The 26,293-nt window shown below is 44.5% G+C and carries 19 protein-coding genes; 4 read left to right on the plus strand and 15 right to left on the minus strand.

What is annotated here, in order from left to right:
* A partial coding sequence (locus WS42_RS09900; RefSeq protein WP_046451049.1) for a MotA/TolQ/ExbB proton channel family protein occupies positions 1 to 653 on the minus strand: 653 nt, incomplete at its 3' end.
* 159 nt (positions 654 to 812) lie between these two features.
* Complete coding sequence (locus WS42_RS09905; protein ID WP_022160862.1) at positions 813 to 1,193, minus strand: hypothetical protein; 381 nt, start codon at positions 1,191 to 1,193, stop codon at positions 813 to 815.
* 198 nt (positions 1,194 to 1,391) lie between these two features.
* Here WS42_RS09905 and WS42_RS09910 point away from each other — a divergent pair, with 198 nt between their 5' ends.
* From WS42_RS09910 to WS42_RS09920, 3 genes are all read left to right on the plus strand, one after another.
* Positions 1,392 to 2,333 carry a DnaJ C-terminal domain-containing protein gene (locus WS42_RS09910; protein ID WP_013610465.1) on the plus strand — a complete coding sequence of 314 codons (942 nt, stop codon included), beginning with the start codon at positions 1,392 to 1,394 and terminating at the stop codon, positions 2,331 to 2,333.
* An 18-nt stretch (positions 2,334 to 2,351) separates the two neighbouring features.
* A complete protein-coding gene (locus WS42_RS09915) occupies positions 2,352 to 2,669 on the plus strand; it encodes a chaperone modulator CbpM (RefSeq protein ID WP_013610464.1) in 318 nt (105 codons plus the stop codon).
* Between the two features lie 346 nt (positions 2,670 to 3,015).
* Complete coding sequence (locus WS42_RS09920) at positions 3,016 to 4,383, plus strand: DUF6055 domain-containing protein (RefSeq protein WP_046451050.1); 1,368 nt, start codon at positions 3,016 to 3,018, stop codon at positions 4,381 to 4,383.
* Between the two features lie 67 nt (positions 4,384 to 4,450).
* On the opposite strand, the gene WS42_RS09925 is transcribed toward WS42_RS09920, so the two are convergent.
* The 13 genes from WS42_RS09925 to WS42_RS09985 all read right to left on the minus strand — a co-directional run bounded on the left by WS42_RS09925 (position 4,451) and on the right by WS42_RS09985 (position 25,434).
* Positions 4,451 to 5,662, minus strand: a complete 1,212-nt coding sequence (locus WS42_RS09925) for a TlpA disulfide reductase family protein (RefSeq protein ID WP_022160865.1) — start codon at positions 5,660 to 5,662, stop codon at positions 4,451 to 4,453.
* Positions 5,663 to 5,674: 12 nt separating this feature from the next.
* Entirely contained in the window at positions 5,675 to 6,640 is a 966-nt protein-coding gene (locus WS42_RS09930) for a putative zinc-binding metallopeptidase (protein ID WP_113028002.1), read from the minus strand.
* A 12-nt stretch (positions 6,641 to 6,652) separates the two neighbouring features.
* Complete coding sequence (locus tag WS42_RS09935; protein ID WP_118577134.1) at positions 6,653 to 8,161, minus strand: RagB/SusD family nutrient uptake outer membrane protein; 1,509 nt, start codon at positions 8,159 to 8,161, stop codon at positions 6,653 to 6,655.
* Between the two features lie 12 nt (positions 8,162 to 8,173).
* Entirely contained in the window at positions 8,174 to 11,716 is a 3,543-nt protein-coding gene (locus WS42_RS09940; RefSeq protein ID WP_046404828.1) for a SusC/RagA family TonB-linked outer membrane protein, read from the minus strand.
* Positions 11,717 to 11,824: 108 nt separating this feature from the next.
* Entirely contained in the window at positions 11,825 to 12,982 is a 1,158-nt protein-coding gene (locus tag WS42_RS09945) for a FecR family protein (protein WP_118577132.1), read from the minus strand.
* A gap of 71 nt (positions 12,983 to 13,053) precedes the next feature.
* Positions 13,054 to 13,659 (minus strand): RNA polymerase sigma-70 factor, encoded by a 606-nt coding sequence (locus WS42_RS09950; RefSeq protein WP_147350615.1) that lies wholly within the window; start codon positions 13,657 to 13,659, stop codon positions 13,054 to 13,056.
* Positions 13,660 to 13,732: 73 nt separating this feature from the next.
* A complete protein-coding gene (gene ettA, locus WS42_RS09955) occupies positions 13,733 to 15,421 on the minus strand; it encodes an energy-dependent translational throttle protein EttA (protein ID WP_046451052.1) in 1,689 nt (562 codons plus the stop codon).
* A 141-nt stretch (positions 15,422 to 15,562) separates the two neighbouring features.
* Positions 15,563 to 16,915 carry a TlpA family protein disulfide reductase gene (locus tag WS42_RS09960; protein ID WP_022160873.1) on the minus strand — a complete coding sequence of 451 codons (1,353 nt, stop codon included), beginning with the start codon at positions 16,913 to 16,915 and terminating at the stop codon, positions 15,563 to 15,565.
* Positions 16,916 to 16,930: 15 nt separating this feature from the next.
* Positions 16,931 to 18,466, minus strand: a complete 1,536-nt coding sequence (locus WS42_RS09965; RefSeq protein ID WP_022160874.1) for a PKD-like family lipoprotein — start codon at positions 18,464 to 18,466, stop codon at positions 16,931 to 16,933.
* A 12-nt stretch (positions 18,467 to 18,478) separates the two neighbouring features.
* Positions 18,479 to 19,351, minus strand: coding sequence for a DUF4843 domain-containing protein (locus tag WS42_RS09970; protein WP_162610031.1), 873 nt, complete (start codon positions 19,349 to 19,351; stop codon positions 18,479 to 18,481).
* Between the two features lie 2 nt (positions 19,352 to 19,353).
* A complete protein-coding gene (locus WS42_RS09975) occupies positions 19,354 to 20,808 on the minus strand; it encodes a RagB/SusD family nutrient uptake outer membrane protein (RefSeq protein ID WP_181990544.1) in 1,455 nt (484 codons plus the stop codon).
* A 16-nt stretch (positions 20,809 to 20,824) separates the two neighbouring features.
* Entirely contained in the window at positions 20,825 to 24,178 is a 3,354-nt protein-coding gene (locus WS42_RS09980) for a SusC/RagA family TonB-linked outer membrane protein (RefSeq protein ID WP_022160877.1), read from the minus strand.
* A 107-nt stretch (positions 24,179 to 24,285) separates the two neighbouring features.
* Positions 24,286 to 25,434, minus strand: coding sequence for a FecR family protein (locus WS42_RS09985; protein WP_022160878.1), 1,149 nt, complete (start codon positions 25,432 to 25,434; stop codon positions 24,286 to 24,288).
* 200 nt (positions 25,435 to 25,634) lie between these two features.
* On the opposite strand from WS42_RS09985, the gene WS42_RS09990 reads away from it, so the two are divergent.
* Positions 25,635 to 26,293: AAA family ATPase (locus tag WS42_RS09990; RefSeq protein WP_046451054.1), on the plus strand; the 659-nt coding region annotated here is incomplete at its 3' end.

Here is a 26,293-nt window from a genome sequence, read left to right on the forward strand (position 1 = left end):
GCCTCGGATATACCGGTAGACAAAGCGATCGAGTCGGGAGCACCGGCATTGGCCAAAGCTGCGAACGACTTGATCATCCCGATTACGGTACCCAACAATCCCATCAAAGTCCCCAGGGTAGTCATAGTAGCTACCACCGGCAGATTCTGTTCCAAGGTCGGTAATTCCAAAGCCGTCGCCTGCTCTACCTCGGCTTGAATATTAGCTATTTTCTGTTCTTTTGTGATCGTATCGTCTTTCTCCATAAGGGCATACTTTTGCAATGCCGTACGAACAACGTTAGCCACCGCACCTTTCTGACAATCACACAATTCCTGAGCCCCTTTCACATCTCCCCGACTCAGACTTTCCTTCACTTTCCGGATAAATTGCGATAAATTACCACGGCCCCGGGCTTTCCGTATAGCAAAGAAACGTTCTACACTCAGTACCAAGACAGTCAGTAATAAAGTTTGTATCACCGGCACAATCATCCCGCCTTTGTAAATCGTACCCATTAAATTTCCGGGTATAGGCTGATTATTCGGATCATTGTTCATAAAATTCGCCGGATTTCCCAACACATAATGGAAAATCGCCAGAGCCAATATAAAACAAGCAATTAAGACAAAACCTGCGGAGCCAACTCCTTTGAACGATATATTTTTTTTCATGACTTTTAGCTTAAAAATTATAGTATATACCTTCCCCACCTCAGAACGATCGTCCTGACTCAATTCTTTCACCTTATTATTATGAAAAATAAAAAAAGAATCCGAGGAATTCCGGGAATCATCGAAGAAAATCCGACGGAATAGTTTCCTCCCGTGCCGCTAAATAATCAATTTATGAAAATAAATATAGGCTCCCTGAACATAGCGTTCGGCCAATACACATTTATAACTTTCCGTGTAAAAAAACGATTTGACAGGAATCCGAAAGTTTTTAGAAATGATAAAAGCCAACCGAAAGAAATCACGGCAATAATCCCGTCCTTCGATTTTTATCGTCTCTACCCGGCAAATACTGGAGAAAGTATCCATCATTGCCGAATAAATATCCTGAGAAGAAGTAATCGATTGGTGGGTGATATTTACCGTCGCTGCCTGCCCCCCATCGAGCAACCGTTCAGCCACAGTATCTTTGCTGAATAATCCTATTCCCGGAAGCAGGAATAAAATCAGAATCAACAAATATTTCCCCCCTTGTTTCATATCGTAATATTTTACTCAAAATTAGAAAATATATTTTGGATAATAAAAATAAAAACCATCAAATTTTCGGAAAATTTTAATTTCTCCACAAAAATAAAATTCATATCATTTTAAGTTTATTTAAACTTATTTTCATTACAATTTTTTAGTATCCATCGTAAATTTACAGAATTAAATAATGGTTTGTAAAATATTACTATGGCTTATATCGACTATTATGGAGTGCTGGGTGTCAGCAAAACGGCATCTCAGGACGAGATCAAAAAGGCTTTTAAAAAACTGGCCCGGAAATACCATCCGGACTTAAACCCGAACGATCCGACAGCAAAACAAAAGTTTCAGGAGATCAACGAAGCGAACGAAGTACTGAGCGATCCTGAAAAACGGAAAAAATACGATGCTTACGGAGAAAACTGGAAACATGCAGATGAATTCGAAGCTCAAAAGCAACGTTATCAGCAACAAAGCCGAAGTGGCGGTGGCGGTTTCGGCGGTATGGGTGGTGGCTACTGGTCCTCTGCAGAGGGAGGAGGTTTCAGCGGTAACTTCAACGGAAACGAAGGTGAATTTTCCGATTTCTTCGAATCCCTATTCGGTCAACGCCGGGGAAGCAGCCGAAGAAGTTCGGCTGGATTCAAAGGGCAGGACTTCAATGCCGAATTGCATCTTTCTTTACGCGATGCCGCAGAGACCCACAAACAAATCCTGGAAGTCAACGGTAAAAAGATCCGGATCACCGTGCCGGCGGGAGTAGCCGACGGACAGACGATCAAACTGAACGGACAGGGAGGCCCGGGGATGAACGGTGGACCGGCAGGCGATTTGTATATCACTTTCGTTATCGGCGACGATCCGGTATATAAACGCGAAGGTGACAATCTGTATATGAATGTCCCGATCGACCTCTATACCGCTGTATTAGGCGGAGAACAGATTATCGAAACCTTGAACGGAAAAGTGAAGATGAAAATCAAGCCCGAAACACAAAATGGGACAAAGGTACGCCTGAGAGGAAAAGGGTTTCCCGTATATAAACAGGATGGACAGTTCGGGGATCTTTTTGTCACTTATGAAGTGAAGATACCGACTCATCTCACAGAGAAGCAGAAGGAATTATTCCGGGAATTACAAAACTCCTAACTTAAAGATCGTTCAACTATGGATACAGAATTAATTATTTTCAACGAATATTGCCAAAAGAGCCATACCGACCCGACTTTTATTATTTCGCTCGAAGAAGGAGGGTTGATCGAAATACGCACCGTCGACGGCGAACGGTATCTTCTCGCCTCCCAGCTCCGGGAACTGGAAAGATATAGCCACCTGTATTACGATCTCTCGATCAATATCGAAGGCATCGACGCCATTCATCATATGCTGGAACGCATGGAAAGGCTGCAACAGGAAGTGAGCTTCCTCCGCCGTCAGCTCCGCCGCTTCCAGACAAAGGATGATTTTTTTCAGGAAGAATATTGATGATAAAACTAATTTTATTCCTCACAAGTTACCTTTTTCTGAGAACAATGGAGAAATGGAACAATGGAGAAATGGAACAATGAAAGAAAAGCAAACTTTAATTCTCCGTTTCTCCTAATTTATGGTAGGTATATTTCGTTACTCATTCGTCTCCGGTGATCGGAATTGGCGACCCGGTCTGACGGTATAAAGCCCGGAATCGAAATTGAAAGAAAAAAAATTCAACCTAGCATTATTTTTCCTAAAGCCTAAGGATTATGAAGGGAAAAAACTATTTTTGCTCACAGATCAAAATTAATGTAATTCATACACTTTAATCCGGGATTTCCTGACTAAAAACCAACTGATGAAAAGACATTTCATTTTATTCCATTTCATCTTGTCGACCGGCTTCGGCAGCTGGTCTGCCCAGGCACAAGGCCAATCCGATCATTTTGTTCTTCCTCCGGGAAAAGCTATTTATCAACCGAAAGAATTTGCAGGCCAGGATTGGTATTCCGACACTTCCCGCTACTCCTACCGGCGCATGTCCTGTACGGATAATCTGGCCATATTCTGGGAAAAAGGATTCGGGAACGATTTAGCTGCTCCTCCCGATTTAGAGGGACATCCGATGGCTGTGGATCTGGAAAATCTGAAATATCAACTGGAACGTTTTTACCTATTTTACCGCGACTCCCTGAAATTCGTCAAACCAGGATCGCAAAGTGAAAAATACCGGATGATGTCGATGATTCAATATTCTCTGGAAGGGACGGCCTATGGCGGCGATTACGACCAGGTGATCGGTGCTTTCTGGGCTACTCCGAACCGGCTACAGGACAAAAGATTAAATGCTGTGGCTCACGAACTGGGACACAGTTTTCAATTACAGTCGATCGCCGACGGAGAAGGTGTCGCCTGGGGAGGTAACGGGATTTTCGAAATGGGAGCTCAATGGATGCTCTGGCAGGTCAACCCCCACTGGATCGATGACGAGACCTATCACTGGGATGCTTTTAAAAAGAATACCCACAAAGCTTTTCTGCATACGGAGAACATTTACCGTTCGCCTTATATACTCGAATATTGGAGCGAAAGGCAAGGTTTACCATTTATCGGCGAATTATTCCGGCAAGGCAAGAAAGGCGAAGACCCGGTTATGACTTATAAGCGGATGCAAAATCTATCCCAGGAACAATTCAATGACGAAATGTTCGATGCTTATCAGCACCTGATCAATTTCGATTATAAACGGGTATTTTCCATCACCCGCCCATGGGCCAATTCTTTCCCGGATTTCAGGAGCTGTCTGGAAGAAAAAGAAGACGGCTGGTATCAGGTGAGGAAAGCCTGGTGTCCTGAAAATTACGGATTTAATGCGATCCACCTGCAAGTCCCGGCAGCCGGCACAACCGTACAAATCACCTTTGCGGGCCTAACCCCGGCCGGACAAGATTATAACATTCAATCACCGGAAAAAGCAGGCTGGCGTTATGGTTTCGTCGGAGTCACCGCAACAGGACAGACAATCCGGGGCAAAGTACACAAAAACCGTAAAGGAAAAGTCAGTTTCAAAACCCCCAAAGACCAACCTTTAAGCCATCTTTGGTTCGTCGTCATGGGAGCTCCTGCCGAACACCGGATGAACCCGGGATGGAATCCCCAAGGTCCTCAGCCAACCGATGCCCAATGGCCCTATAAAATAAAGGTAAAGGGAACGGAAATCCTTTGATAAATAAAACGGTGCCCGCAGTAAAACACAGGCACCGTTTCCTTTCCGGCTATCAGCTTCTCAATACCTACAATCCTTTCGCTTTTTCTCCAAGCAAATCCTGCACAACGACGTCCAATTCAGCCCCCCTTACCCCTCCGCATACGATCTTCCCTTCCGGGTCGAGCACGATACAATAGGGAACTCCACTCACCTGATATTCTATCGCAACCGGTCCTTTACGTCCTTTCTGATCACACAGCTGGTGCCATTGCATACCCTCCTCTTGTACCGCTTTTTTCCAATCTGTATCCCGCTCGTCGATCGACACACTGATCATATTGAAATCTTTGCCGCACACTTCATAAAGATGTCTCAAATGAGGTATTTCACCCCGGCAGGGACTACACCAGGAAGCCCAGAATTCAAGCATATTGTAAGCACCCGGTTTCATATATTCCGAAAGCGGCACATTTTCTCCTTTCAGATTTTTCAGAACGATATCATGATAAGTCCCCCCACGGGCCACACATCGCATCCGCTCTGCTGTCTTTTTTACATCTCCCATCATGGAGGCATTTTGCAGGGCAGGGGTAAAGCCGTTCATCAGCCCGTCGATCTCCTCCACCGTCATTTCCGACCGGGTTGAATTCAACAAATTATTCGCCAGTAATAAAGATACAACAGAATTGTTGTGAACTTTGATAAATTCCCCGGTAGCTTCGTTCAACCGGGCTTTGACACGATTCAGTTCCCGGACGATCTTCATGCCCTTTTCCGTATTGAAAATTCCATCCAGGGCCGGCACATGATATACTTTCAGGTATTCATTCCACAAAGCCGTTTTCCTTTCTGACAATTCCTGTACAGAGGTTTTATATGCCTGATACAGATCCTGTGTGGGGGAACCGGTCAGCGTAACGTTGTGTTCCTTATTTACCGGTTCCCAGTAATAGCTCGGCATACTGTCCATCTGACACTGGAATTCCATAGCCGTATTATCCGCAAAAAAACGATAAGCCTTTAATGTCTTTTTGCGCTGATTGGGTTCATCGGGAGTCATATCGACTACTAAACGGCAATATTTCGGATACTCGAAAGTCCTGGTTCCTTCCAGCTGGAATTTTTCATCTTTGATTACGGTAGAATCCAGCAATACGTCGGGATACGTATCGATATTATACAGTTTGACCACATACCCGTCCAAGGCTCCCGGTAATGAACCGTTTATCCGATATACCCGGGGTTGATGACAGGCCATACACAAGCCGGTCAAAACGATAAAATACAATAGTTTCATAGTTGTAATTTTTTATTTAACGGTTAATTTCTGACATTGTTTTGCGATCTGTTCCAGATCCAGCTGATAATATTGCCGGTAATATTGTATGACCAGATCGTATTTTTCCTGCAAGCGGGACCATTTTTTCATATCCGCATCCCGTTCAGCCTTCTCTTCCGTCAGGATCCAGGCGACAAAAGAAGCCCAGTCTGCATAAGCATAATCACTGGTGGCAGAAGCCCCGAAAGGAGACACAAATCCGCATTTTTTTCCGATTTCCCGGTTATAATTATTCGAATAGTCCAGACAAACATCTTCATCTGTTTCATTTTCATAGTAATATAATCCTTTGGAGATTGCTCCAAAACGTTCCGGCAACGGAATACCTTTGTAAGTGGTATAAGACAAACCCCGGAAGAACTCATAAAAAATCCCCCATTTCCATCCTTTCAGGTTATCCGTAAACTTATCGTCGGTATCCTGGCTGTTATCCAGGTAGCCGTAATAGAGGATCCCCTGCATTTCTTCCGTCTTGGTATTGGAGAAAATTCTATTCCCATTCTCATCCTTGTATTTATTATTTCCGGGATTGATTTTTACCAAAACCTGCCGTCTGTAAAGTCCGCTACTTACCATCTCATCAGGCAGCAGGGCGAAGAAACCCGTCAACAAGGTCAGGAATTTTTCAGCCACCGCTTCGTCTGCAGCCTGCATCGGAATCGCTTCCGGATTATTTGCCGTAATCCCATTCACCTGGGTATAACCAACCTCCGTTTTCAGGGCCTCCTCTCCACTCAGATTATAGTAAATATGTAAATCGTACTTCTGATAAAGGGCATAACACATTTTCTGCGCTTGGGAAGGACCGTCCAGGATGGCAGGCACAGGCCCTGTATACTCCCACATGGCTTCGGGGGTATCCTCTTTGGTACAGGCCATAGTCCCCCATATCAAACAACAGTAACAGATCATTTTATATAGATTCATTCGTTTCATAGCTCTATCATTTTAACGTGGATTACTACCGATTCCGGGATTCACACTCAGTTCCCTCTTCGGAATTTGCAATACATAGCGGGGATCATCTTTTTCCAGACGGGCTACCTGATTTTCATAGCCGATACGTTCCATGGCAGGCCGGGTTGTCCGTCTGAGATCGAACCAGCGGTGTCCTTCCAGACACAATTCACGGCGGCGTTCCGCTTCTATGAATACCAACAGGGAATTCTGATCGAAATCCGCAGCTTTCAGGTCTGTATAAGTCCCCTCCCGGAATTTTTCAACCCTCAGTCGGTTCAGATACTTTACAGCCTCCCCTATCCCGTTCTCTTTATGGGCATAAGCTTCTGCCAGAATCAGATACATTTCTTCAGTCCGGATCACCCGGGTATAACCACTGCCGGCATCCGGTCTCATTACACTGCTGATGTTCGGGATATATCTGTTTTTGGCATAGATCAATTTGGGTTTTCCCCTTAAAGAATAAGTCTGCATAAAGTAATAACGTCTCACATCGTCCGGCTCATCTTCATACTCAGCCGCCAGTTTTTTATTGACACTGAAGGTTGAAATAAAATGATACCATCCCAAGGCAGGCACAATCTCACTTATTCCATTTACAAACAACACATTATCATTATCTTTCGCCAAATAATCCTTTCCCCACACCGTCGAAGCATTCCAGCTGCTGACAAAGTTATTATCCATACTGAGGCGGAGTCCTGCCTCATACAGGTTGAATATCGCCGGATTTTCCCGGATGACCTGTTCAGCACACACAATGGCAGAATCCCATTGCTGCATATAGAGATACACCCTGGCCAGCAAGGCACGGGCCGACAAAGCATCGAATTTCAGTTTGGCAGGCTTGGAAACCGGATTAGCCTCCATCAGCCGGACTCCTTCTTTCAAATCTCCGACAATCAGGTCGTATACCTCTTTAACGCTGTTCCGGGTATATGCCTTATCTTCTGCCGCCGTACTCAGATTCAGCGGAATACCGGGATCTGTGGCACAAGTTTCCGGATCATAAGGTTTGGCATACAGGTTGACCAGATAGAAATGGGAATACGCTCTCAAAGCATAAGCCTCTCCCTTGATATTCTGACGGGTACGTTCCACATTCACCTCATTCAGTTCCATCCCGGCAGCCTGATCGATATTTTCCAATACCACATTGGCATAAAAGACACTTTGGTAGAATTTCTCGAAAGCGATATCCCCCCCGGGCATAGTTGTCTCGATATCTTTATTCCACATATAGGCAGCCACATACACATCTCCATAATCGTCCCCCTCCATAGAGTGGTCGGAAGCAATCAGATCCACATCGTCCGAAAGGACATCCAGGTAAGGAACCACCTGTTCTGTCAGATACCCGTAGTTCAGCAACTGATCGTAATCGTCTGTCGTATTGGGTTTCAATTTATTTTGGGGTACCTCTTCCAGGTAAGACTCACAACTGCCGGAAAAAATCCCTCCCAATACGACCAGCATATATAATAATCTCTTTTTCATATCTTTTGTGTATTAAAAGTTTACATTCAATCCCAAGGTAAAACTACGGGGTAAAGGCAGTGAACCGTAAGCCGTCGTTGTATAATTAATGGTCTCCGGATCATATCCTTTCATCCGTTTATCCGCCCAGACAAACAGATTTTGAGCCTGGAACTTCAGGGATATACCTCCCAGTTGACGGTCGCCCAGAACAATCTTCTGTACCAACCGGCCGGGAAGCCTGTATTCCAGCATCACATTCCGCAGACGTAAGTAGTCTCCGGGCACTACAGTTTTCTGACTCTTATTGAATATCACTTTGGTGTAATGGCTGTCTCCGCCGGCATGTCCGGACAGGACCGGAATAATCTTCGTTGCTTCATCTCCCGGTTTTCTCCATCTGTCCATGATTTTCCGGTTGGCATTCTGGTCTGCCTCCGGTAAAGAATTATAGGCAAATTCCGGTAGACGGACCTTATTTTTCAGACCGAACGAAAATAAGAAAGACAGGGAAAAATCTTTATACCGGATGACGTTATTGAATCCGCCCGACAATATCGGATCCCGGGTTCCTTCGTATTTCAGGTTATAGATATTGTTGTAAACAGCCTCTTCGATCTCCGGATCGTCTTCGCTCAGGATATTGTTGTTTTCATCGTAGAACAAGGGTATACCGTTTTCATCCAGACGGGCAAAACGATACGAAAACATACCGTTTACAGGTTTGCCCAGAAAGACTTCACCCGGGGTATAGATACTCTTTACCAGACTTTCGGCCTGAGGGGTTATATTAGATTTTACGACCTTATTTTTTACATACCCCAGATTGACGGACGACAACCACGAAAATTGCTTTTTCCGGATAATATACCCCGATACGGACACATCTACTCCCTGGTTTTTCACATCCGCATAATTGACAAATTTATTGAGAAAACCCGTTACAGAAGAGACGTTCTTGGATGCAATCAGGTCTTTGCTATAATCCCGGTAGTAGTCCACATCCAGGGTCAGACGGTTATCGAACATGCCCAGTTCAAAACCGATATTGACCGAGGAAGTGGTTTCCCATTTCAGTTCCGGATTCGGGGCTTGTATAATTTCCATCTGCAACAATTGATTGACTTCGTTCGGAGGTAAAGCAGAAGCAACAATCTGCGGCGTACTCTCCTCCACGATATTTCCCCTTAAACCATAAGAAGCCCGGACGGCCAGGTTATTGACCAGTTCCGATCCCGACAGAAAATGCTCATTGCTGATGATCCATTTCCCGGAAACCGACCACAAAGGCAGATAACGGTACTTCGGATTAGAACCGAACAGATTCGAACCATCGAAACGGATATTCCCGTTGATCACATACCGGTCTTTATACATGGCCGACAGAACGGCGTAATAAGATATATAAGAACGTTCGGGTATATTCCGGGTCATTTTATTTCTGGCCAGATGACCGGTATTCTCTCCCAATGCAGGTTCGTAAAAAATATTGCCCCGGTCGTGCATATATCCCGAACCATTGCTGGTCAACCCCTTATACAGGGTGGTCCTGAACTCCTGTCCGAGCATGGCGTCGATAGAAAAATCTTCTGCCAGGTTTCCCTTATACTCCAGGCTGTTCCGGATCAGGGACGTTCTCTGTTCATAATTCGTTTCATTGTACACTCCTCCGAAAGGCAAAGAGGTCTTATCATATTCTTCCTGGGTATAGTCCCCGAAATCATACCCTCTGATTTCCGCCGCATAGGCACTTTTTTCCTTAGCGTAATCCGAACTGGAAGAATGCGAGGAGGCATAACTGAACAAACCGTTGTATTTTAATCCCTTATAAAGATTTACCGTCAGATTCAGGATCCCTTTCAGGTCGGTCTGGGAAGATTCCCGATGGGTATTTTCCTGTTCGTTCAGTATATTATAGAGGTAATATCCTCCGAATGTCTTTTTATAAAAGAAGTAATCGCCGTTTTCATCATATACCGGAATCGTCCGTGAAGTCCGTACTGCATACTCGAACGGGTCGGCACTGGCATGGAAAGTTTCCCGGTCACGGCGCCCTGCCTGTAAAGTGGCAGACAGGCGTACTCCCCGGAACAGTTCTGCATTCAATTTGGCCAGTCCGTTGAAATTCTTATAATCCGTCTGTTTGTCGGCCCCTTGCTCCCCGTCATAACTCAGGGAGACGTAATAATCCGCTTTCTCCGAACCGCCGGAAACACTCAGGTTATGGGTCTGGGTATATGCATTCCGGTACAATAGTTTAAACCAGTCGGTATTCCGGGTTTCCGTCTTTTTCACTTCTTCCCTGAATTGTTGCAGGGTAAGGTTACCCAAGGCATACTGGCTCATCAGTCCTTCCATTCCTACCCCTCCGTTGATATACAAACCATCGTCATAGCATTGTTGGGTCAGTTCCACTCTTTCCCGGGAGTCCATCAGGTCAAAATCCCGGTAAGCAGGACGCAGGCTGACAGCTGAAGTGTGTTGATAAGAGATATTGAATCCGTTCCGCTTTCCTTTCTTTGTCGTCACCACGATCACCCCATTGGCTGCCCTCGTCCCGTAAATCGCCGTTGCCGAAGCATCTTTCAGAACTGTGATACTCTCTATGTCGTTGGGACTCACTCCTCCGATAGCGGAGTTGAACATATTCATGACATCCGGGCTATTCAGCTCTGCGACTGTTATAGGCACGGAATTTTCCAGCATCACTCCGTCCAACACCCAGAGCGGATCGGCGTTACCGGCTATCGTTGCCGTTCCCCTGACCCGTATTTTGGGGGCAGCGCCGGGAGCTGCAGAAGTATTCACTACCGACAGGCCTGCCAATTGTCCCTGTAGCATATCTTCGATACTGGAAGCCCCTACCATATTCAGGTCTTCTGTTTTGATAGTCGAAACAGCACTGGTCAACTGCCTTTTCTCGATCTGCTGGTAACCGGTCACAACCACTTCTCCAATCTCTGTAACAGCATCTTTCAGAACTATATTCAACATTTCTTCTCCACGATACGGTATCTCACGCGTTTCCATTCCTACAAACGAAAATACCAGTACCAAATCGGGCAGATCCGCAACCTCCATCCGGAATTTTCCGGCATTATCCGTAGACACCCCGACCGTAGACCCCTGAATCACCACCGAAACGCCGGGCAAGGGTATTCCTTTCGTATCCTTTACCGTTCCCTGTATGACAATTTTCGGATTTTGCTGTTGTTTTACCGGACGGATGACAATCGTTTTATTCAAAAATTCATAGGAATAATCATCCTGCAAAACTTCCTTCAACAACTTACTCACCTCCATTTTACTGTCTGTCAGTTTAATTTTACAGGCAACATCCAGTTCATCGTCGCTATAGAAGATATCATATTTCAACTGTCTGTTGATGGCCGTAAAGATATCTTCCATTGTCAGTTCGTTCAGGTTCAGAGTAACAGTCCCTCTCTGGCCATAAACCGAAGCACTCACCTGAAATATGCCCAGAAAAAAGAAAAAAGTAATCAATTTCATAAGCAGCAACCATTTTTTTATTTTACCTGAACGGCAAAAACAATTCAAATCCTCATTTTTTTTCATAAATTTGTAGATTGAAGTTAATAATGGCCTGTAAATCAGCCTGGCTCAAGGATCGGTTTACAGACGTTATCGATTATCGGGGATGAGAGTCGCGACCTCTTATCCCTTTTAAATTTTACTCACAACGATTTGCTTTCCTTCTACTTTAAAACGGATACCGGTAGTCATTTCCAGAAAACGCAACACCTCGGTGACCGGGCTATGCTTGTTGATGGAACCCGTAAAACGCATTTGTTTTACCTCTTCGTCCTGATAAACCATCGTAAAATCGTACCAGCGTTCTAATTTTTTGACAATCTCTTCGAAAGTGTAAGCCTTGAAATAAAACTTTCCATCGACCCAGGAAGTATATAAACCCGCATCGACCGAAGCCACCTTCCTTTGGCCGGAACAGCGGTCCACAGTATATTGTTCCGAAGGCTTTAAAACAACCGTACGGCCTTGTTCCGCAATCCTGACACTTCCTTCCACCAGAGTGGTTTGCCAATAGTTGTCTTCGCGGTAAGTACTCACATTGAAACTGGTTCCCAACACCGTAATTTCTCCATTCTCAGTCGATACCTGAAAAGGAGCGGTTGTATCTCTGCACACTTTAAAAAAAGCTTCTCCGCAAAGCTGTACTTCCCGCTTACCGGCAACAAACCGGACCGGGAAACGAATCGTCGTTTCGGAATTCAGCCATACCTGTGAACCGTCGGGCAGCCTCACCATATATTCACCCCCTTTCGGTACGATCAGCGTATTATACGCTGTAATCGTGGAATCTTCCGTACTCCCGGTTTCATATTTCAGCTCTCCCCCTGACGTATCGTTGGTAATCTTTACCCCTAATTCCTCGATATCCCGAATTTCTGTCTGAGTTCCCAGGATAATTCTTTCCCCACTCGCCAATATCAATTCTGCTTTCGAAACGCCCGGTAGAATAACATCCGTCAATTCTCCCGTAACCGGAAGTGCGGACTCCCTGTTATACGTTACCCACCCCCAGACAGAAAAAAATAAAACAGTCACAGCCGCAGCATATCTGCACCAGCCGGGTACGCGCCATCCACCGGCCGTCTGTTTCTCCACCCTCCGCCAGGCCCGGTCGATATCGTACTTCTGCTTCTCCGCAGCTTTCATACTCCTGCGGGAGACCATCATTACATCCAGCATCTGCTTCAGCTGCGGATCATCGTATCCGACCGCTTCTTCCTCCTCTTTTTTATCTCTTCTCCATAAACCAGAAAGCCGTTGCCATAAATCTTCTGAAAATGGTACACTCATGACCTTTATATCTTTAATTTTATATAAAGGCAACTAAGTTTAAAAAACGGGTGAGTGAAAAAGAAAAAAAGTTACTTCATCTCTTTATAAGTTGCACAAGCAATCAGTAACAACAGGTTCGAATTTTTAAGTACAGCGATTTTTTCCCGGATTTCACGATAAGCTTTGGAGATATGTGATTTCACCGTATTCACCGATATGCGGAGCTCCTCGGCTATCTCCAGGTATTTTTTCCCTTCCAGACAACTTTTCATAAACACAATACGGCATTGCTGGGGTAAAGATTGAAGGATATGCTGAATTTGTTCCAACTGGGTCTGTTCTTCTTCGGAATAACCGGATTTCAACAGATCGTCCCAATATTCGGACAGTAAACGGGAATGAGTCCGTTCGACAAGTTGATGTTTCAAAATATTCAACACCCGGTGTTTGACGGCAGAAAAAAGATACCCCCGGAAGGATTCCTGCAAACGGATCGTTTCCCGGTTGTTCCAGATATAGATAAATACATCCTGTACCGCATCCTCGGTTTCACTCTTTTCGTCCAGATAAGTCCAGGCGTAATGGCACAAGTCTGTATAATACTTTTGAAACAACTGCTCAAAAGCATTCCGGTCACTCTTTCTGACCGCCTCAAAAAGTTGTAAATCTGGATCTATATTTCCGAAATCATTCATCGGGGACAAATATAAAAAGTATCTCTTTACGATCAAAGAGATACTTTTATGACAAAAGGCTTCCCGCAATCTGTCAATCGGCGATCAATTTACGGTAACGCACCCGCTTGGGCTGGATATCGCCAAGCTGTGCACGTTTGTGTTCCTCGTATTCAGAATACGATCCTTCGTAAAAGACCACATTAGAATCTCCCTCGAAAGAAAGGATATGGGTACAGATACGATCCAGAAACCAACGGTCGTGTGAGACGACAACAGCACAACCGGCAAAGTTTTCCAAGCCTTCCTCGAGCGCCCGGAGGGTATTCACATCTATATCGTTAGTCGGCTCGTCGAGCAACAACACATTGGCATCGGCTTTCAGGGTAAGGGCCAGATGAAGGCGGTTTCTCTCCCCTCCGGACAACACTCCGCATTGCTTTTCCTGATCGGCTCCGGAAAAATTAAACCGGGAAAGATAAGCACGTGCATTAATCTCTTTTCCTCCGACCCGTATCGATTCCTGACCGCCTGAGATCACCTGATAAACCGTCTTTTTCGGGTCTATATCCTTATGAGTCTGATCAGCGTATCCTATCCGCACGGTTTGTCCCACTTCAAATGTTCCTTTATCGATACTTTCCATCCCCAGTATCATTTTAAAGAGAGTTGTTTTTCCAGCCCCATTGGGACCGATAACTCCAACGATACCATTGGGAGGAAGGGTGAAATTCAGATCATCGAACAGCAACTTGGAGCCGAAAGCTTTCGCCACATGTTGTGCTTCTATCACTTTATTTCCTAAGCGGGGACCGTTCGGAATAAAAATTTCCAACTTGGTTTCCCGTTCTTTCTGATCTTCATTCAATAATGTCTCATAGGATTTCAACCGGGCTTTCCCCTTAGCCTGTCGGGCCTTGGGGGCCATATTGATCCATTCCAATTCATGTTCCAGTGTCTTGCGGCGCTTACTGGCCTGTTTTTCTTCCAGCGCCATTCGTTGGGTCTTTTGTTCCAACCAGGACGAATAGTTACCCTTCCATGGAATTCCTTCTCCCCGGTCAAGTTCCAGTATCCAGCCGGCCACATGATCCAGGAAATAACGGTCGTGAGTAATACAGATTACCGTTCCGGCATACTGTTGCAAATGTTGTTCCAACCAATCGATCGATTCGGCATCCAAATGGTTAGTCGGTTCATCCAATAGCAATATGTCCGGTTGTTGAAGCAGCAAGCGGCACAAGGCAACCCGGCGCCGCTCTCCACCGGAAAGCGTATCCACCACCTGATCCTCGGGGGGACACCTCAGCGCATCCATGGCCCGCTCCAAACGACTGTCCAGATTCCAGGCATCCGTAGCGTCTATCTTATCCTGCAATTCTGCCTGACGATTGATAAGAGCATTCAATTTATCCGGATTTTCCAACACTTCCGGATCTCCGAACTTTTGATTGACCTCCTCAAATTCCTTCAAAGCGTCCACAATATCCTGTACCCCCTCCTGCACAATCTCCTTAACAGTTTTGCCGGATTCCAGCTTCGGATCTTGCTCCAGATACCCTACGGAATATCCCGGAGAAAAAACCACTTCACCCTGATAATCTTTCTCAATACCGGCAATAATTTTCAACAAAGTAGATTTTCCCGAACCGTTCAAACCGATAATACCGATTTTCGCTCCATAGAAAAAAGATAAATATATATTCTTCAACACTTGTTTTTGAGGAGGAAATGTCTTGCTGACCCCCACCATTGAAAAAATAATTTTTTTATCATCCGCCATAATTCATGTAATCTTAATTGTTTTCTGCCCAATCTCCGGCATCGGGTACAAAGATACAATTAAAACGGCGAATTAAATAGGTTTATAAAGTCTGTAAAGAAATTATAAACCTATATAGTCCGACACCCCCGTCCCTCTGGTTTATCTTGCCAGTAAAGGTTCTATTTTTTCCCTATCCGAGGGACGGGGAGCAAAAGCATTGATGATCCTGAAATTTTCATCGATCAACAAAAAACGGGGAATGGAAGTAATGTCCCAGGCATCGCCTACCACATAAGGATCGGCCAAAACTTCCTGAATATGAGCCGGCATACCGTCTTTCTTCAATTTCTTGACCCAAAGTTTTTCATTCTGGTCGATCGAAATACCGATAAACCGGATATCCGGATACTTTTCACTCAGTTTCTCGAACTCGGGTAATTGGAACAAACAAGGCAGACACCAGGTAGCCCAAAAGTCGACATACAACACCTTTCCCTTAAAATCGCTCAGCCGCATTTCTTTCCCGTCGATATCCTTAAAAGGAATATCCGGAGCCGGCCGGCCTTCCATCAATTTTGCCCGTTCTTGCAATTTTGCCTGAAAAGAATTACGTAACTCTTTATTCCGGATCTGACGGGAAAAATCGGTATACATCCGATAATCCTTAAGCATCAAGCCCTGATCCAACAATTCTGCATTTTTTAAAACCGTCATCCATTCCCTAAAAGCCGGAGAAAGAGCAAACTGAAACACCTGAATCTCATGGCATTCCCGTAATATATTCCGTACATCGGAGATTTCAAGATAGCGATCGGAAGCACCGATCTTCTTTAACAAAGGTTCGGCCAGTGTCGCTACTTCCCGATAAAAGGCCTGTTTCTTTTCGAGTTTTACCTCAGGAGCATCATCGTAGTTACTCAATTGCCCCACAGAGAAATAATCCAGATAAGTCGCCAGCCGATAGGCTTCCAGCCGGATTTGTTCCAATTCCCGAAATTCCGGAGTCACTGCGGTCAAATGGGCTAAGGCGTCCAGGCTGGCATCTACAATACTGTCCACCTTATAGCGGTAAACCTCGAAACTCACTTTTTCTTTAGGAAGGCCGAATTCATTTAGCTCCCGTCCTATTTTAGCGATCTCCCAACCGCTCAGTTTCGCACTGTTGCGCAAATAGTTATTGGCTTCTATTCCTTTACCGTTAAAAGTGGTTTTCGTAGTATTCCGGTTGAAAATAATCTCCAGATCATCGCCCGGAGTCAAATACAAGGTATTATGTCCCACTTTATAATAGGCCGGTTGTTTTAATTTCAATTTTAAATCGAAACGGCCGTTGGAATCGAGTATAATTTCTATCGTCCTATCATGATAGACTTCTGCTGCGATCCCATCACTATTCATCGATACCCGGTCCAATCCGAATTGTTTCAGCGAACCGGATATCTTCACTACTCCGGCCTTTGCCGATAAAGAACAAGCAACCAATAACAGTATAAGTAATTTTATGATTTTCATAGGATAAATATTAAATTATTCAACAGCCCTCCAGCCCATTTTTTTGATTTTCATAAGCCCTTCCCAACATGATTTTTCGTCCGCCTCGAGTTCTACCTTATCCGGATTCACTCCCTGGATATATTTTTGCAGTTTTCCTCCGGTTGTCGCATTGTAAGTCGCCACATACAGCGGATTCTCATTCGGTTCGATCGCAGTATCACAATACAGCATTGTAATCTGGTCGCCCATATCGAAAGTGTAATGCCGTTCATTGCCTTTATTGTAATCGTAAGCATGCAAAGTAGAACCTACGGCATAATACACCACTGTTCTCCGGGAAGAAAAGGCATAAAAATCGGCCTTATCGAAATCTACAGCCCCTGCACCGATCGTATAACAATTCAATTTCGTCGGTCCGGAACCGACTGCCCGGAATTTATAGAGATAATAAGTTCCGGCCGGATCTTTCAGGATGGCGAACGAATTACCGTTAGAGCTCCCGACATCCAGGGTATTTTCCCCATAAACCAGAGTCCGTCCCGTCGTTCCCTGATTCCAGGGAAACGGATCTCCTGCCTGATCTTCCAGCAAATCAGAAACAGCGATACTGTTCTTCACCGTCAGAAAACGTTGATTCTCCACATCAAACCATAAAAAACTACCCGAATAGCTATTCAATGTATAGAACAGATAAGGAAAAGCTTTATAATAGGTATTCTGATCCGAAGTCAGACAATTCACCGGATTATTATAATAGTCTCCTCCCATCAATAACGTACTGGCATTGAAAATATATCCGTTATTACATACGACTGTGCGATAGTAGCTAGACCCACCGTTTTTACCAGATTTATCTTTCACCCGCGGAATAATATCTACCGGTACGAATTCCGTATCGAAGGTCTGATCCATAAACAATAATTTACTGAACACATCACTTTCCGAACCGGCAAAAGTTTTACGATCCATGGAATAAGCCTGGGACCCGGTCAATACCCATAATTTGATATAGTTACTGTTTCCGGCCGCTCCCGTATGAATAATATCCACCGGATTTTTCAGGACCGGCAGCCCGCTGTTTTTCAATAATTCTTTGTATAAAACCGTATCTTTCACCATTGACAACATCTGCACATCTACCTCTCCCTGAGTGTTCTCACCGATCAGCAAAATGCCTTTCGAATAAGCGGTTCCAACTTTCAATGTAGAAGTAGCCACCGTCACGACACCGGTCTGCCGGTCGGTCACCCTGAAATATAAGGTATAATCACGCGGAGCTAATTCAACCCGATAGTTCAATATCCGTTCCGTACCGATCAACTCTGTCGAATTATAGGGCACGTTAGCCCTCCATTCATAAGCAAAACGGGTGGTATCCCCGATATTTCCTTCCGTTACCGTCACCGTAGGATCGATTTCCAGCACACTTTCCCGGTAAACCGTTTCATAAACCGACTCTAACCCCTCTATGTTCACCTCACAAATGTCATGATAATCGTACGAGCCTTTGTCATCATAGCATGCCGTCAACCCTAATGCGAATACAATAATATATACTAATCTTTTCATAATTATTTCTGTTTAATCGTAATAACCTTCTTCCGGTACCCAGGGTACACCTACTTTCGATAACCAGGGACAACCGCTGAACCACATCAAACGCCCATCCTCTTCCAAAACCGGTTTTTTGTCATTGTAGCATTGGATCAGATAGGTGGACATAGATTTATATATCAGCATTTGCAATGCACTCGGCATCGTTTCAGTACTCATAAAATCATTATACGTCAAATTAAAACGCTCACAAATCAATTCCAGTTTTTTCCGGCTGAAAGCGCCCCAATTTCCGGATTCATACCCTCCATTATAGGGAGAAACGGCAGTACCGACCCAAACTTTAGGCTCTACCATAAAATCAGCAATACGCAAGGTATGTAATGAAGCATCGAAATGCTCATACACCGGCCCGGTCCGGTGTGAACCGATCAAGGCATCCCATTCCGGGAAAGCCAGAGAAAAATATTCGTTAGCCACCAATCTCAAGCCCAATCTCTGTTCTTTTTCCTGCAAAATATCGGTACGTATCAGGCGGACTTCTACCTCAGCGGCAGACTCTCCGGCCTTGATCACACCTTCACGGTTCAAGGGCAGATAACCCACATTTTCAGTCAGATCGGTACTATCGGGATTGACTTCCACCAGAAAAATCCGGTCATACGCTTTCACCGGACCGGTAGCCATCACCTTCACCGACAGCGTTGCGGTATCTCCCGGCAAACTGATAAAATTGACATCCGTATAAGGTTGGTAAGGCCAACTATTTTCATTTCCCCAGGAATCTCCCCATTGTACGGCAAAATAAACTCCTTCCAAGCCTTCATAATCCATCAGGTCTTTTTCACAACCCGACAACATCAAAGGTAAAAACCATATATAATATAAAAATCTTTTCATAATCATTCATTTGAAATATCTGTACTACTGATTCGTTGATCGGTTTCGCTTTCCGGAAGCGGAACGACATATTTGGCCAGTTCCACGTTCTTCGTTCCTGTAGCCTGATTTCCATCGGGGATATTTACCATTTCCTGACGTTTATAGAAAAAGAACAGTTGCCCCTCACCCAACATTTCTTTTTTATATTCATTCGCCAGGATATTGATCCGGTTGTCTTCCGTCAGGGCAAGGCTGTTGCAGTTTCTGGCATTACGGAAAGTATTCAGATAAACGGAAGCTTCGTCCAGCTTACAACATTCAACCGCAATCAGATACATTTCGCTCATCCGGATCAGGGGGATCATATATTGCCGGCTGGCTGTCACATTATCCTGCTTTTCGAATTTGCGATGATAGAGTACCGAAGTTCCGTTTTTATTATAAGTAGACCAAACCGAATAACGGTAATCATTCTCATTATCGTATAAATCATCTCTCCGGGCAGTGCCGGCTAAGGTGAGAATACTGGTCGACTCGAGTGTCGGAGCAAACAAATCCTCATGTAATTTTTCCCGGGAAGAATGATAGGTTCCGAACAATACTTCGGAATAGAATACCCGGTCGGGATTCGATGAAGTAGCTTCGCTATTCGTTACAAAAGGGAAAAATTCCGCTCCTTCAGCCTGTCCTTCGGCAATCACTTCTTTGGCCGTAGCCGCAGCTTTTTCCTTATCTCCTCCCCAAAGCTGAACCCGGGCCATCAGGCCCTTTGCTGCAAAATAATTCATCCGGAAACGCCTGTAATTCAAATCTGTATCGGAAAATTCCTCTTCCACAAAATAAGGATCCGTATCTTTCAGCAAACCGACAGCATTTTTCAGATCGTCGAGAATCAGTCCGACGACTTCCGATCCGGACAGTAAAGGAGTAACCGTCTGATCCGAATTCGTCTGATAAGGAATACTTTCTTTATCCAATTCGGAGGTCAGAGGACCGAACAGACGCAACATATCAAAATGAAGCATAGCCCTTAAAGCTAAAGCCTCCCCTTTGATCGCCCCCTTCCAGACAGGCGAAAGCCCGGCTTTATTTTCATCACATTTTTCGATAATCGTATTGCAACAGGCAATCACCGCATAGCATTTCTGCCACATGTTATCGAACAGGGCCTTCTCATCGTTTCCGGTATAAACCAAACCTCCATAATTATAGAAAGCATGCGACGAAGAAGCAACACTGTAATACTGTCCCATCACATCCAAAGCACCGGCAGTCAGGTTTCGGCCATACAATTCATTCGTATTCAATTCAATATACACCCCGTTCAATGCCTTCACAAATCCCTCCCGGTCATTGAAAAGCATCTCCTCCGACAAACGATCCGAAGGCGTCACATTCAGCCATGACTCACAGGAATAGAAGGATAGCAGAAGTAAAGCCAGACCACATTTTATGATGAAATTCAACTTTTTCATTTTCATTCGTTTTAATTTAAAATCTTAATCCCAAAGACATGGATACCGAACGGGCAAAGGGATAATCGATACCCCGTTCATTTTTCACGGTTGAAATCCGGAAAATATCGTTCATATAAGCTCTTACCGTCAATGATGAAGCGCCGACCGATTTCAGCCATTTTCCCTGGCTCTCGTACCCCACCGATATAGACTCTCCTGAAAAGACGTTGTTGTCGGCGACAAACCGGGAAGACATCGGCGTATCGGCTGTCGTTGAAATCGCCCGGAATTTAGCATTATCGCCCGGTTCTTTCCAACGATCGTACAAAGCCCGCTTATCCTGATTATAGTGGACATCACTGAACGAAATATTTTCTACCTTATTGTACAAGGTCTCCATAAAGATCTGCCCACCCAACCGGTAACGGAAATTGGCAGAAGCCGAAAAACCTTTATAGTAAAAAGACATGCCGACAACCCCTTCCAGTTTCGGATCACTATTTCCTACGACCACCTCATCCTCGACATTATAAGCAAAACTCTGGGTACCGTCTTTATGCAAAAAGATCTCACGTCCCGTAGCCGCATCTATTCCGGCAGAGCGGACAGCCCATAAATCCGAAGGACTTCCGCCGTCGTAATACCGCAACATATTCTTGGTTTTATTTTCATCATTGAACCGGGATAAATAGGCACTGACATTCCGGTATTCCGAAGTCAGATGCCGTAAGGTCGCATTTACCTGCCAAAGCAGGTGTTCTTTTTTCAATAAAGCATAATTCAACACAACCGTATATCCTTTCGTCACCTGTCCGCCGACATTAGCCGGAACGGAGGTACCTCCCGTAGACGAAGGAACTCCGGTATAAACCAACAACGGATCGGTTTTCTTTGAAAAGTAATCGAAATTCACCCGCAAACGGTTATTAAACACCACTAAATCCAAACCGATATTCCGGTCCAGCGTTTTTTGCCACTCCAGGTCCGGATTTCCGAAATTATTGATGATAGCGCTGACTCCCCAAGGATTGGTGTGATGATTATTATAGGTATAAATTTTCATCGCAATATAAGCGTCGAAGTTCTGGTTTCCGGGATTTCCGACCGAAGCCCTCAGTTTCAGCATATCCAGCCAACCGGCCCCTTCCAGAAAATGTTCGTTGTGGATATTCCATCCAAGTCCCACCGACCAGGTATTGGTAAAAAGTTTGTTCACCCCGAAAATGGAAGCCCCGTCTGCCCGCCAGTTGGCATCCAGCAAATAACGGTTGTCATAAGCATAACCGAGATTCACATAATAGCTGGCCGTCCTTTTCTTAACATCCTGATATACTTTTTTATCTGGATTATATTCCTGAGCAAAAGAAGGGTTGGAAAATTCATCGTCGATAAATCCCCGCATGGTATACCCGTTCAGATTCGAAGTCGACTGGGTAAAACGCATTCCGGCCACCGCATTTACCATATGCCGTTCTGCCAGTAATTTTCCGTAGGTAACACTCAAATCACCGTCATAACCGAAAACGTGTTTTTCCGATTCCGTATAGGCTCCTTTCTCATTATCTTCCTTACCCACAAATTCCGAATTGAAAGGCGAAGAAAATTTCTCTGCCTGCTCGTTGGATTTATTTACTCCTATTCTCGCCCGGATCCTCAATTCGTCTATTACCCGCCAATCGGCTTCAAAGTTGTTGGTTATCCCTAAAGTATGGGTACGATCGAAATTTGTATTAGACAAATCGTAAAACGGTCCGTATACATTTTCGTTTATTGTTCTAAAGGTATTTATATCAAAATAAGAAAAAGACTCCAGCACTTTTACAGGTTCTCCGTTTTCGTCCGTTTTCCGGTAATACGGATTGGTTTGGGCGAATCTTTTAAAAGAAACGCTCTCCCGTTCTGCCCTGGTATAATCCACATTCAAAGAATTGGTAAAAGCTACACGGCCTTTCCGGTAAATGAGCCGGACATTTCCATTCAATACATCCCGGTCCGATCCCTTCATCACTCCCTGGGTTTTTCCGTAACTCACCCCGACACCATAACGCATCACTCCGTCGCCACCTTCCAGAAACAAATTGTGTTTGTGTGTCGTAGCAAAACGCAGGGGCTCGTTCATCCAGTAGGTATCCACCCCTCTCCGCACTTCCTGCAAACGCATATTATATTTTCTTTCCTGCTCGACACTTCCCAAATACCCGTCCGGTCCCCAGCTTTGATAAAGTCCGGAAAGCAATTCGAACTGCAATTTTTCCTCGGCATTCATCAAATTATAATCCGACAGATCGGCAAAAGTAAAATTCAGGTTACCGGTATAATTCAATCTCAGCTGCCCGGCTTCGGGAGCTTTCGTTTCTATGACCACGACTCCATTGGCTGCTTTCGATCCATATATAGCGGTAGCGGCTGCGTCTTTCAGCACAGTAATACTCTGTACCCGGTCCATACTCAAATCACTGATCGTCGCCAGAGTCGACTCGAAACCGTCGAGGATAAATAACGGTTGGTTGGGATCGGTATTATATTCTTCGGTCAAACCGATTACACTGGTTTTCCCCCGGATTTCGATATTGGGCAAATGGTTGGGGTCCGAACCGAAATCATTGTTTTCGATAATGGCAAACGAAGGATCGAGTGTCTTCAGACTTTCGAGTACATTCGAGTTACCGATCATCTTCAGCTCTTTATTGGTAAATGTAGCCGACGAACCGGTAAAGCTTTCTTTCTTTCGGGTAAAAATACCGGTCACCACTACTTCGTCCATCTCGGCCACTTCTGTAACCAAGGTGATATTCAATTCTTTTTCTCCTTTCCATCTCACCGCTTTCTTTTCCATACCGATAAACGAATATACCAATGTCAATTCCTTCATCTCAGGCACAGATAAGACATATTTTCCGTCAGTATCGGTCACCGTACCCAGCGAAGTACCCTGAATCTGTACCGTTACTCCCGGTAGCAAACTGCCTTTTTCATCCGTCACCTTACCGACAATTTTCACTTCCTGAGTTTGTTTCTGCGGTACACTTTTCTGTTCCCGGATAATCACCAGATCATCTTCGATCAGGAAAACAAAGGGACTTCCTTTCAAACAATCTTCCAAAACTTCTTCGAGGCCCACCCCTTTCAAATCCACCGAAACCGGTTGGAATTGTTTCACTGCATCACTGTCATATACAAACTTATATTCGCTCACTTGCCTCAAATATTGAAACACATCCGCCAAAGAGGCTTTTTTCATCGAAATGTCGAATTTTTTCTGTTGTGAATAGACTGCTGCCTGTAAATTCAGCGAACACACGAGTAGAATCAACACCGTCTTCATCATAATCAACATACGGGGTAATTTCGTGAGTACGAAACTACCGTTCCTTAAATTTTTTTTCATACATTTGTAAATAAAGTTAATAATACGCTCTACTCCCCACGAAGGAGTATCGATATGTTAATGTAAAGCAGTACATGTGCCCGCATGTATTGCTTTTTTAATATATCCTACTGTTCGATAACCACCGTTTTTCCGCTTACCCGAAACCGTACCCGCCCGGTCTTTTCAAGCTTCGATAAAATGGTAGCGATATTTTCATACCGCTGAATATCCAAAGAAAAATGGGCTTCCTTCAAATCCGGTTTGGCGAAAAAGAATTCCACATCATACCACCGGGCCAGTTTGGTCATAATTTCCTCGAGCGATGCCTCGGTAAAATGGAATAGTCCGTTAGTCCAGCCGATATAATCTTCCGCCACCACCTGTTTCAGAGTAAACCGGCCTGCTTCCACCGACAATTGCTGATCCGGCTGTAATACCTGAGTTTTATCCCCGACAGCTACTTCTACTTTACCCCTGACCAGCGTAGTCGTTACCCGGGAATCCTCCGGATAAGCTTCCATATTGAAAAGAGTTCCTAATACTTTTACCGCCAAATCAGCCGTTCTCACGACAAAAGGCTGTTCCTCCTTCCGGGCTACATCGAAACAAATTTCTCCCTCCATTTTCACCTCCCGCAGCTCCCCCGTAAAACGGACGGGATAAGTCAGGCGAGACTCCGAATTCAACCACACCCGCGTTCCGTCGGCCAAAACTAATTCGTATTCTCCTCCACGCGGTACAACAATCGTATTCCATTCCGCTTTTTCTTCCCGATCCTCCTTCCCGGCATCGTATTTCACCATTTTTCCGGTCGTTACAATCGTAGTTCCTCCCGCAACAGCAATCGTTTGGCTCGAAGAGTCGCCTATACTCACCTGCTCTCCGTTTCCTAAAATCAGTGTCGCCCTAAAACCTTTCGTCCCCCCTGATGTTCCGGCAACCACCGGTTCGGCAACAGGCTCTCTCATCCATAAAAATGTTATACCCAAACAAATAACCACACAAGCAGCTGCTACTGTTACCCACCAATTGAATACCCGCTTTTTCCGGAACAGTTTTTGTTCAAATCCTTCCCATTCTTGCTTTAGCTCCAAATGATCCGGATAATCAATATCCCGAAGCAATCTTTCCCGGATTTCCATATACTCCCTTGCATGCTTTTCAGAAGAGTTTTTCCACACTTCCAAATCCTCCACCTCACGTCCAGAAAGCACTCCGATCAATTCGCATGCAATCAACCTGGCAATTTCATATCGTTTTTCTAATCCTAGCATTGCTTCAATCAATTATTCAATATTCAATTCTTTTTCTCATTTTTTATATATAACGATCCAATTTAAAAAACGGGTGAGTAGAAAATCCAAAAACTGGATTGAAAGCCAGGCTGCTTCTAATTTATAAAAAGTTGTCCGAATTATGATTTTGTTATTTAATTTGTTATATTTGCAAAAGAATTACAAATTTGGAGAATAAAATGGTACTTGAAATTCGTTTGAGCAACTTCTTCTCAATTAAAGATGAGGTGGTACTGGATATGCAGGCAGCAAGCATACAGACCAAAAAAGCAAAGGAACTTGAAGAAAATACATTTGTATGCGGTAATGAGCGCTTGCTTAAAACTGTTGCCATTTATGGTGCAAATGCCTCAGGAAAGAGCAGTGTTATCAAGGCTATTCGCGCTTGTGTGGGAATGATATTCTCATCTCACAATTACAACGAGAATACGATATTTGCCTTTACTCCATTCAAATTCGGGAGCATTGGCAAACCAAGTACATTCTTCATTCGCTTCCTTCTTGAGGGTATCGAATATGAATATTCTTTTGAACTCAATAAAGTTGAGATACTGAAAGAGGCTCTGTACTACTATCCCAATGGTCGTCGTTCACTGATATTTTCTCGTGATGAGACAAAGGGACCCGACAAAAAGGATATCTATGAATTCCGTTCGGTGATTCGCCGCCCTATGGATGTTGCTGCCAATACATCCAGGAAAACGCTTTTCGTGTCGCGTGCCAGTCAGATGGATCGTGATGTTGCAAAAGATGTTTTCCGGTATTTCAATGAGCGTTTTATTCTGAATTATTTCGGATATAATTCGTTCTCTGTCGAGCGCTTGTTGAATGAGAACAA

Origin of the sequence: Odoribacter sp. N54.MGS-14, from assembly GCF_000980295.1 — a bacterium.
Classification (GTDB): Bacteria; Bacteroidota; Bacteroidia; order Bacteroidales; family Marinifilaceae; genus Odoribacter; species Odoribacter splanchnicus.

Excerpts from the sequence above, each read along its gene's own strand:
- WS42_RS09905 (WP_022160862.1), bottom strand. The coding sequence starts at position 1,193 with ATGAAACAAGGGGGGAAATATTTGTTGATTCTGATTTTATTCCTGCTT.
- WS42_RS09910 (WP_013610465.1), top strand. The coding sequence starts at position 1,392 with ATGGCTTATATCGACTATTATGGAGTGCTGGGTGTCAGCAAAACGGCA.
- WS42_RS09915 (WP_013610464.1), top strand. The coding sequence starts at position 2,352 with ATGGATACAGAATTAATTATTTTCAACGAATATTGCCAAAAGAGCCAT.
- WS42_RS09920 (WP_046451050.1), top strand. The coding sequence starts at position 3,016 with ATGAAAAGACATTTCATTTTATTCCATTTCATCTTGTCGACCGGCTTC.
- WS42_RS09925 (WP_022160865.1), bottom strand. The coding sequence starts at position 5,662 with ATGAAACTATTGTATTTTATCGTTTTGACCGGCTTGTGTATGGCCTGT.
- WS42_RS09930 (WP_113028002.1), bottom strand. The coding sequence starts at position 6,640 with ATGAAACGAATGAATCTATATAAAATGATCTGTTACTGTTGTTTGATA.
- WS42_RS09935 (WP_118577134.1), bottom strand. The coding sequence starts at position 8,161 with ATGAAAAAGAGATTATTATATATGCTGGTCGTATTGGGAGGGATTTTT.
- WS42_RS09940 (WP_046404828.1), bottom strand. The coding sequence starts at position 11,716 with ATGAAAAAAAATGAGGATTTGAATTGTTTTTGCCGTTCAGGTAAAATA.
- WS42_RS09945 (WP_118577132.1), bottom strand. The coding sequence starts at position 12,982 with ATGAGTGTACCATTTTCAGAAGATTTATGGCAACGGCTTTCTGGTTTA.
- WS42_RS09950 (WP_147350615.1), bottom strand. The coding sequence starts at position 13,659 with ATGAATGATTTCGGAAATATAGATCCAGATTTACAACTTTTTGAGGCG.
- ettA (WP_046451052.1), bottom strand. The coding sequence starts at position 15,421 with ATGGCGGATGATAAAAAAATTATTTTTTCAATGGTGGGGGTCAGCAAG.
- WS42_RS09960 (WP_022160873.1), bottom strand. The coding sequence starts at position 16,915 with ATGAAAATCATAAAATTACTTATACTGTTATTGGTTGCTTGTTCTTTA.
- WS42_RS09965 (WP_022160874.1), bottom strand. The coding sequence starts at position 18,466 with ATGAAAAGATTAGTATATATTATTGTATTCGCATTAGGGTTGACGGCA.
- WS42_RS09970 (WP_162610031.1), bottom strand. The coding sequence starts at position 19,351 with ATGAAAAGATTTTTATATTATATATGGTTTTTACCTTTGATGTTGTCG.
- WS42_RS09975 (WP_181990544.1), bottom strand. The coding sequence starts at position 20,808 with ATGAAAAAGTTGAATTTCATCATAAAATGTGGTCTGGCTTTACTTCTG.
- WS42_RS09980 (WP_022160877.1), bottom strand. The coding sequence starts at position 24,178 with ATGAAAAAAAATTTAAGGAACGGTAGTTTCGTACTCACGAAATTACCC.
- WS42_RS09985 (WP_022160878.1), bottom strand. The coding sequence starts at position 25,434 with ATGCTAGGATTAGAAAAACGATATGAAATTGCCAGGTTGATTGCATGC.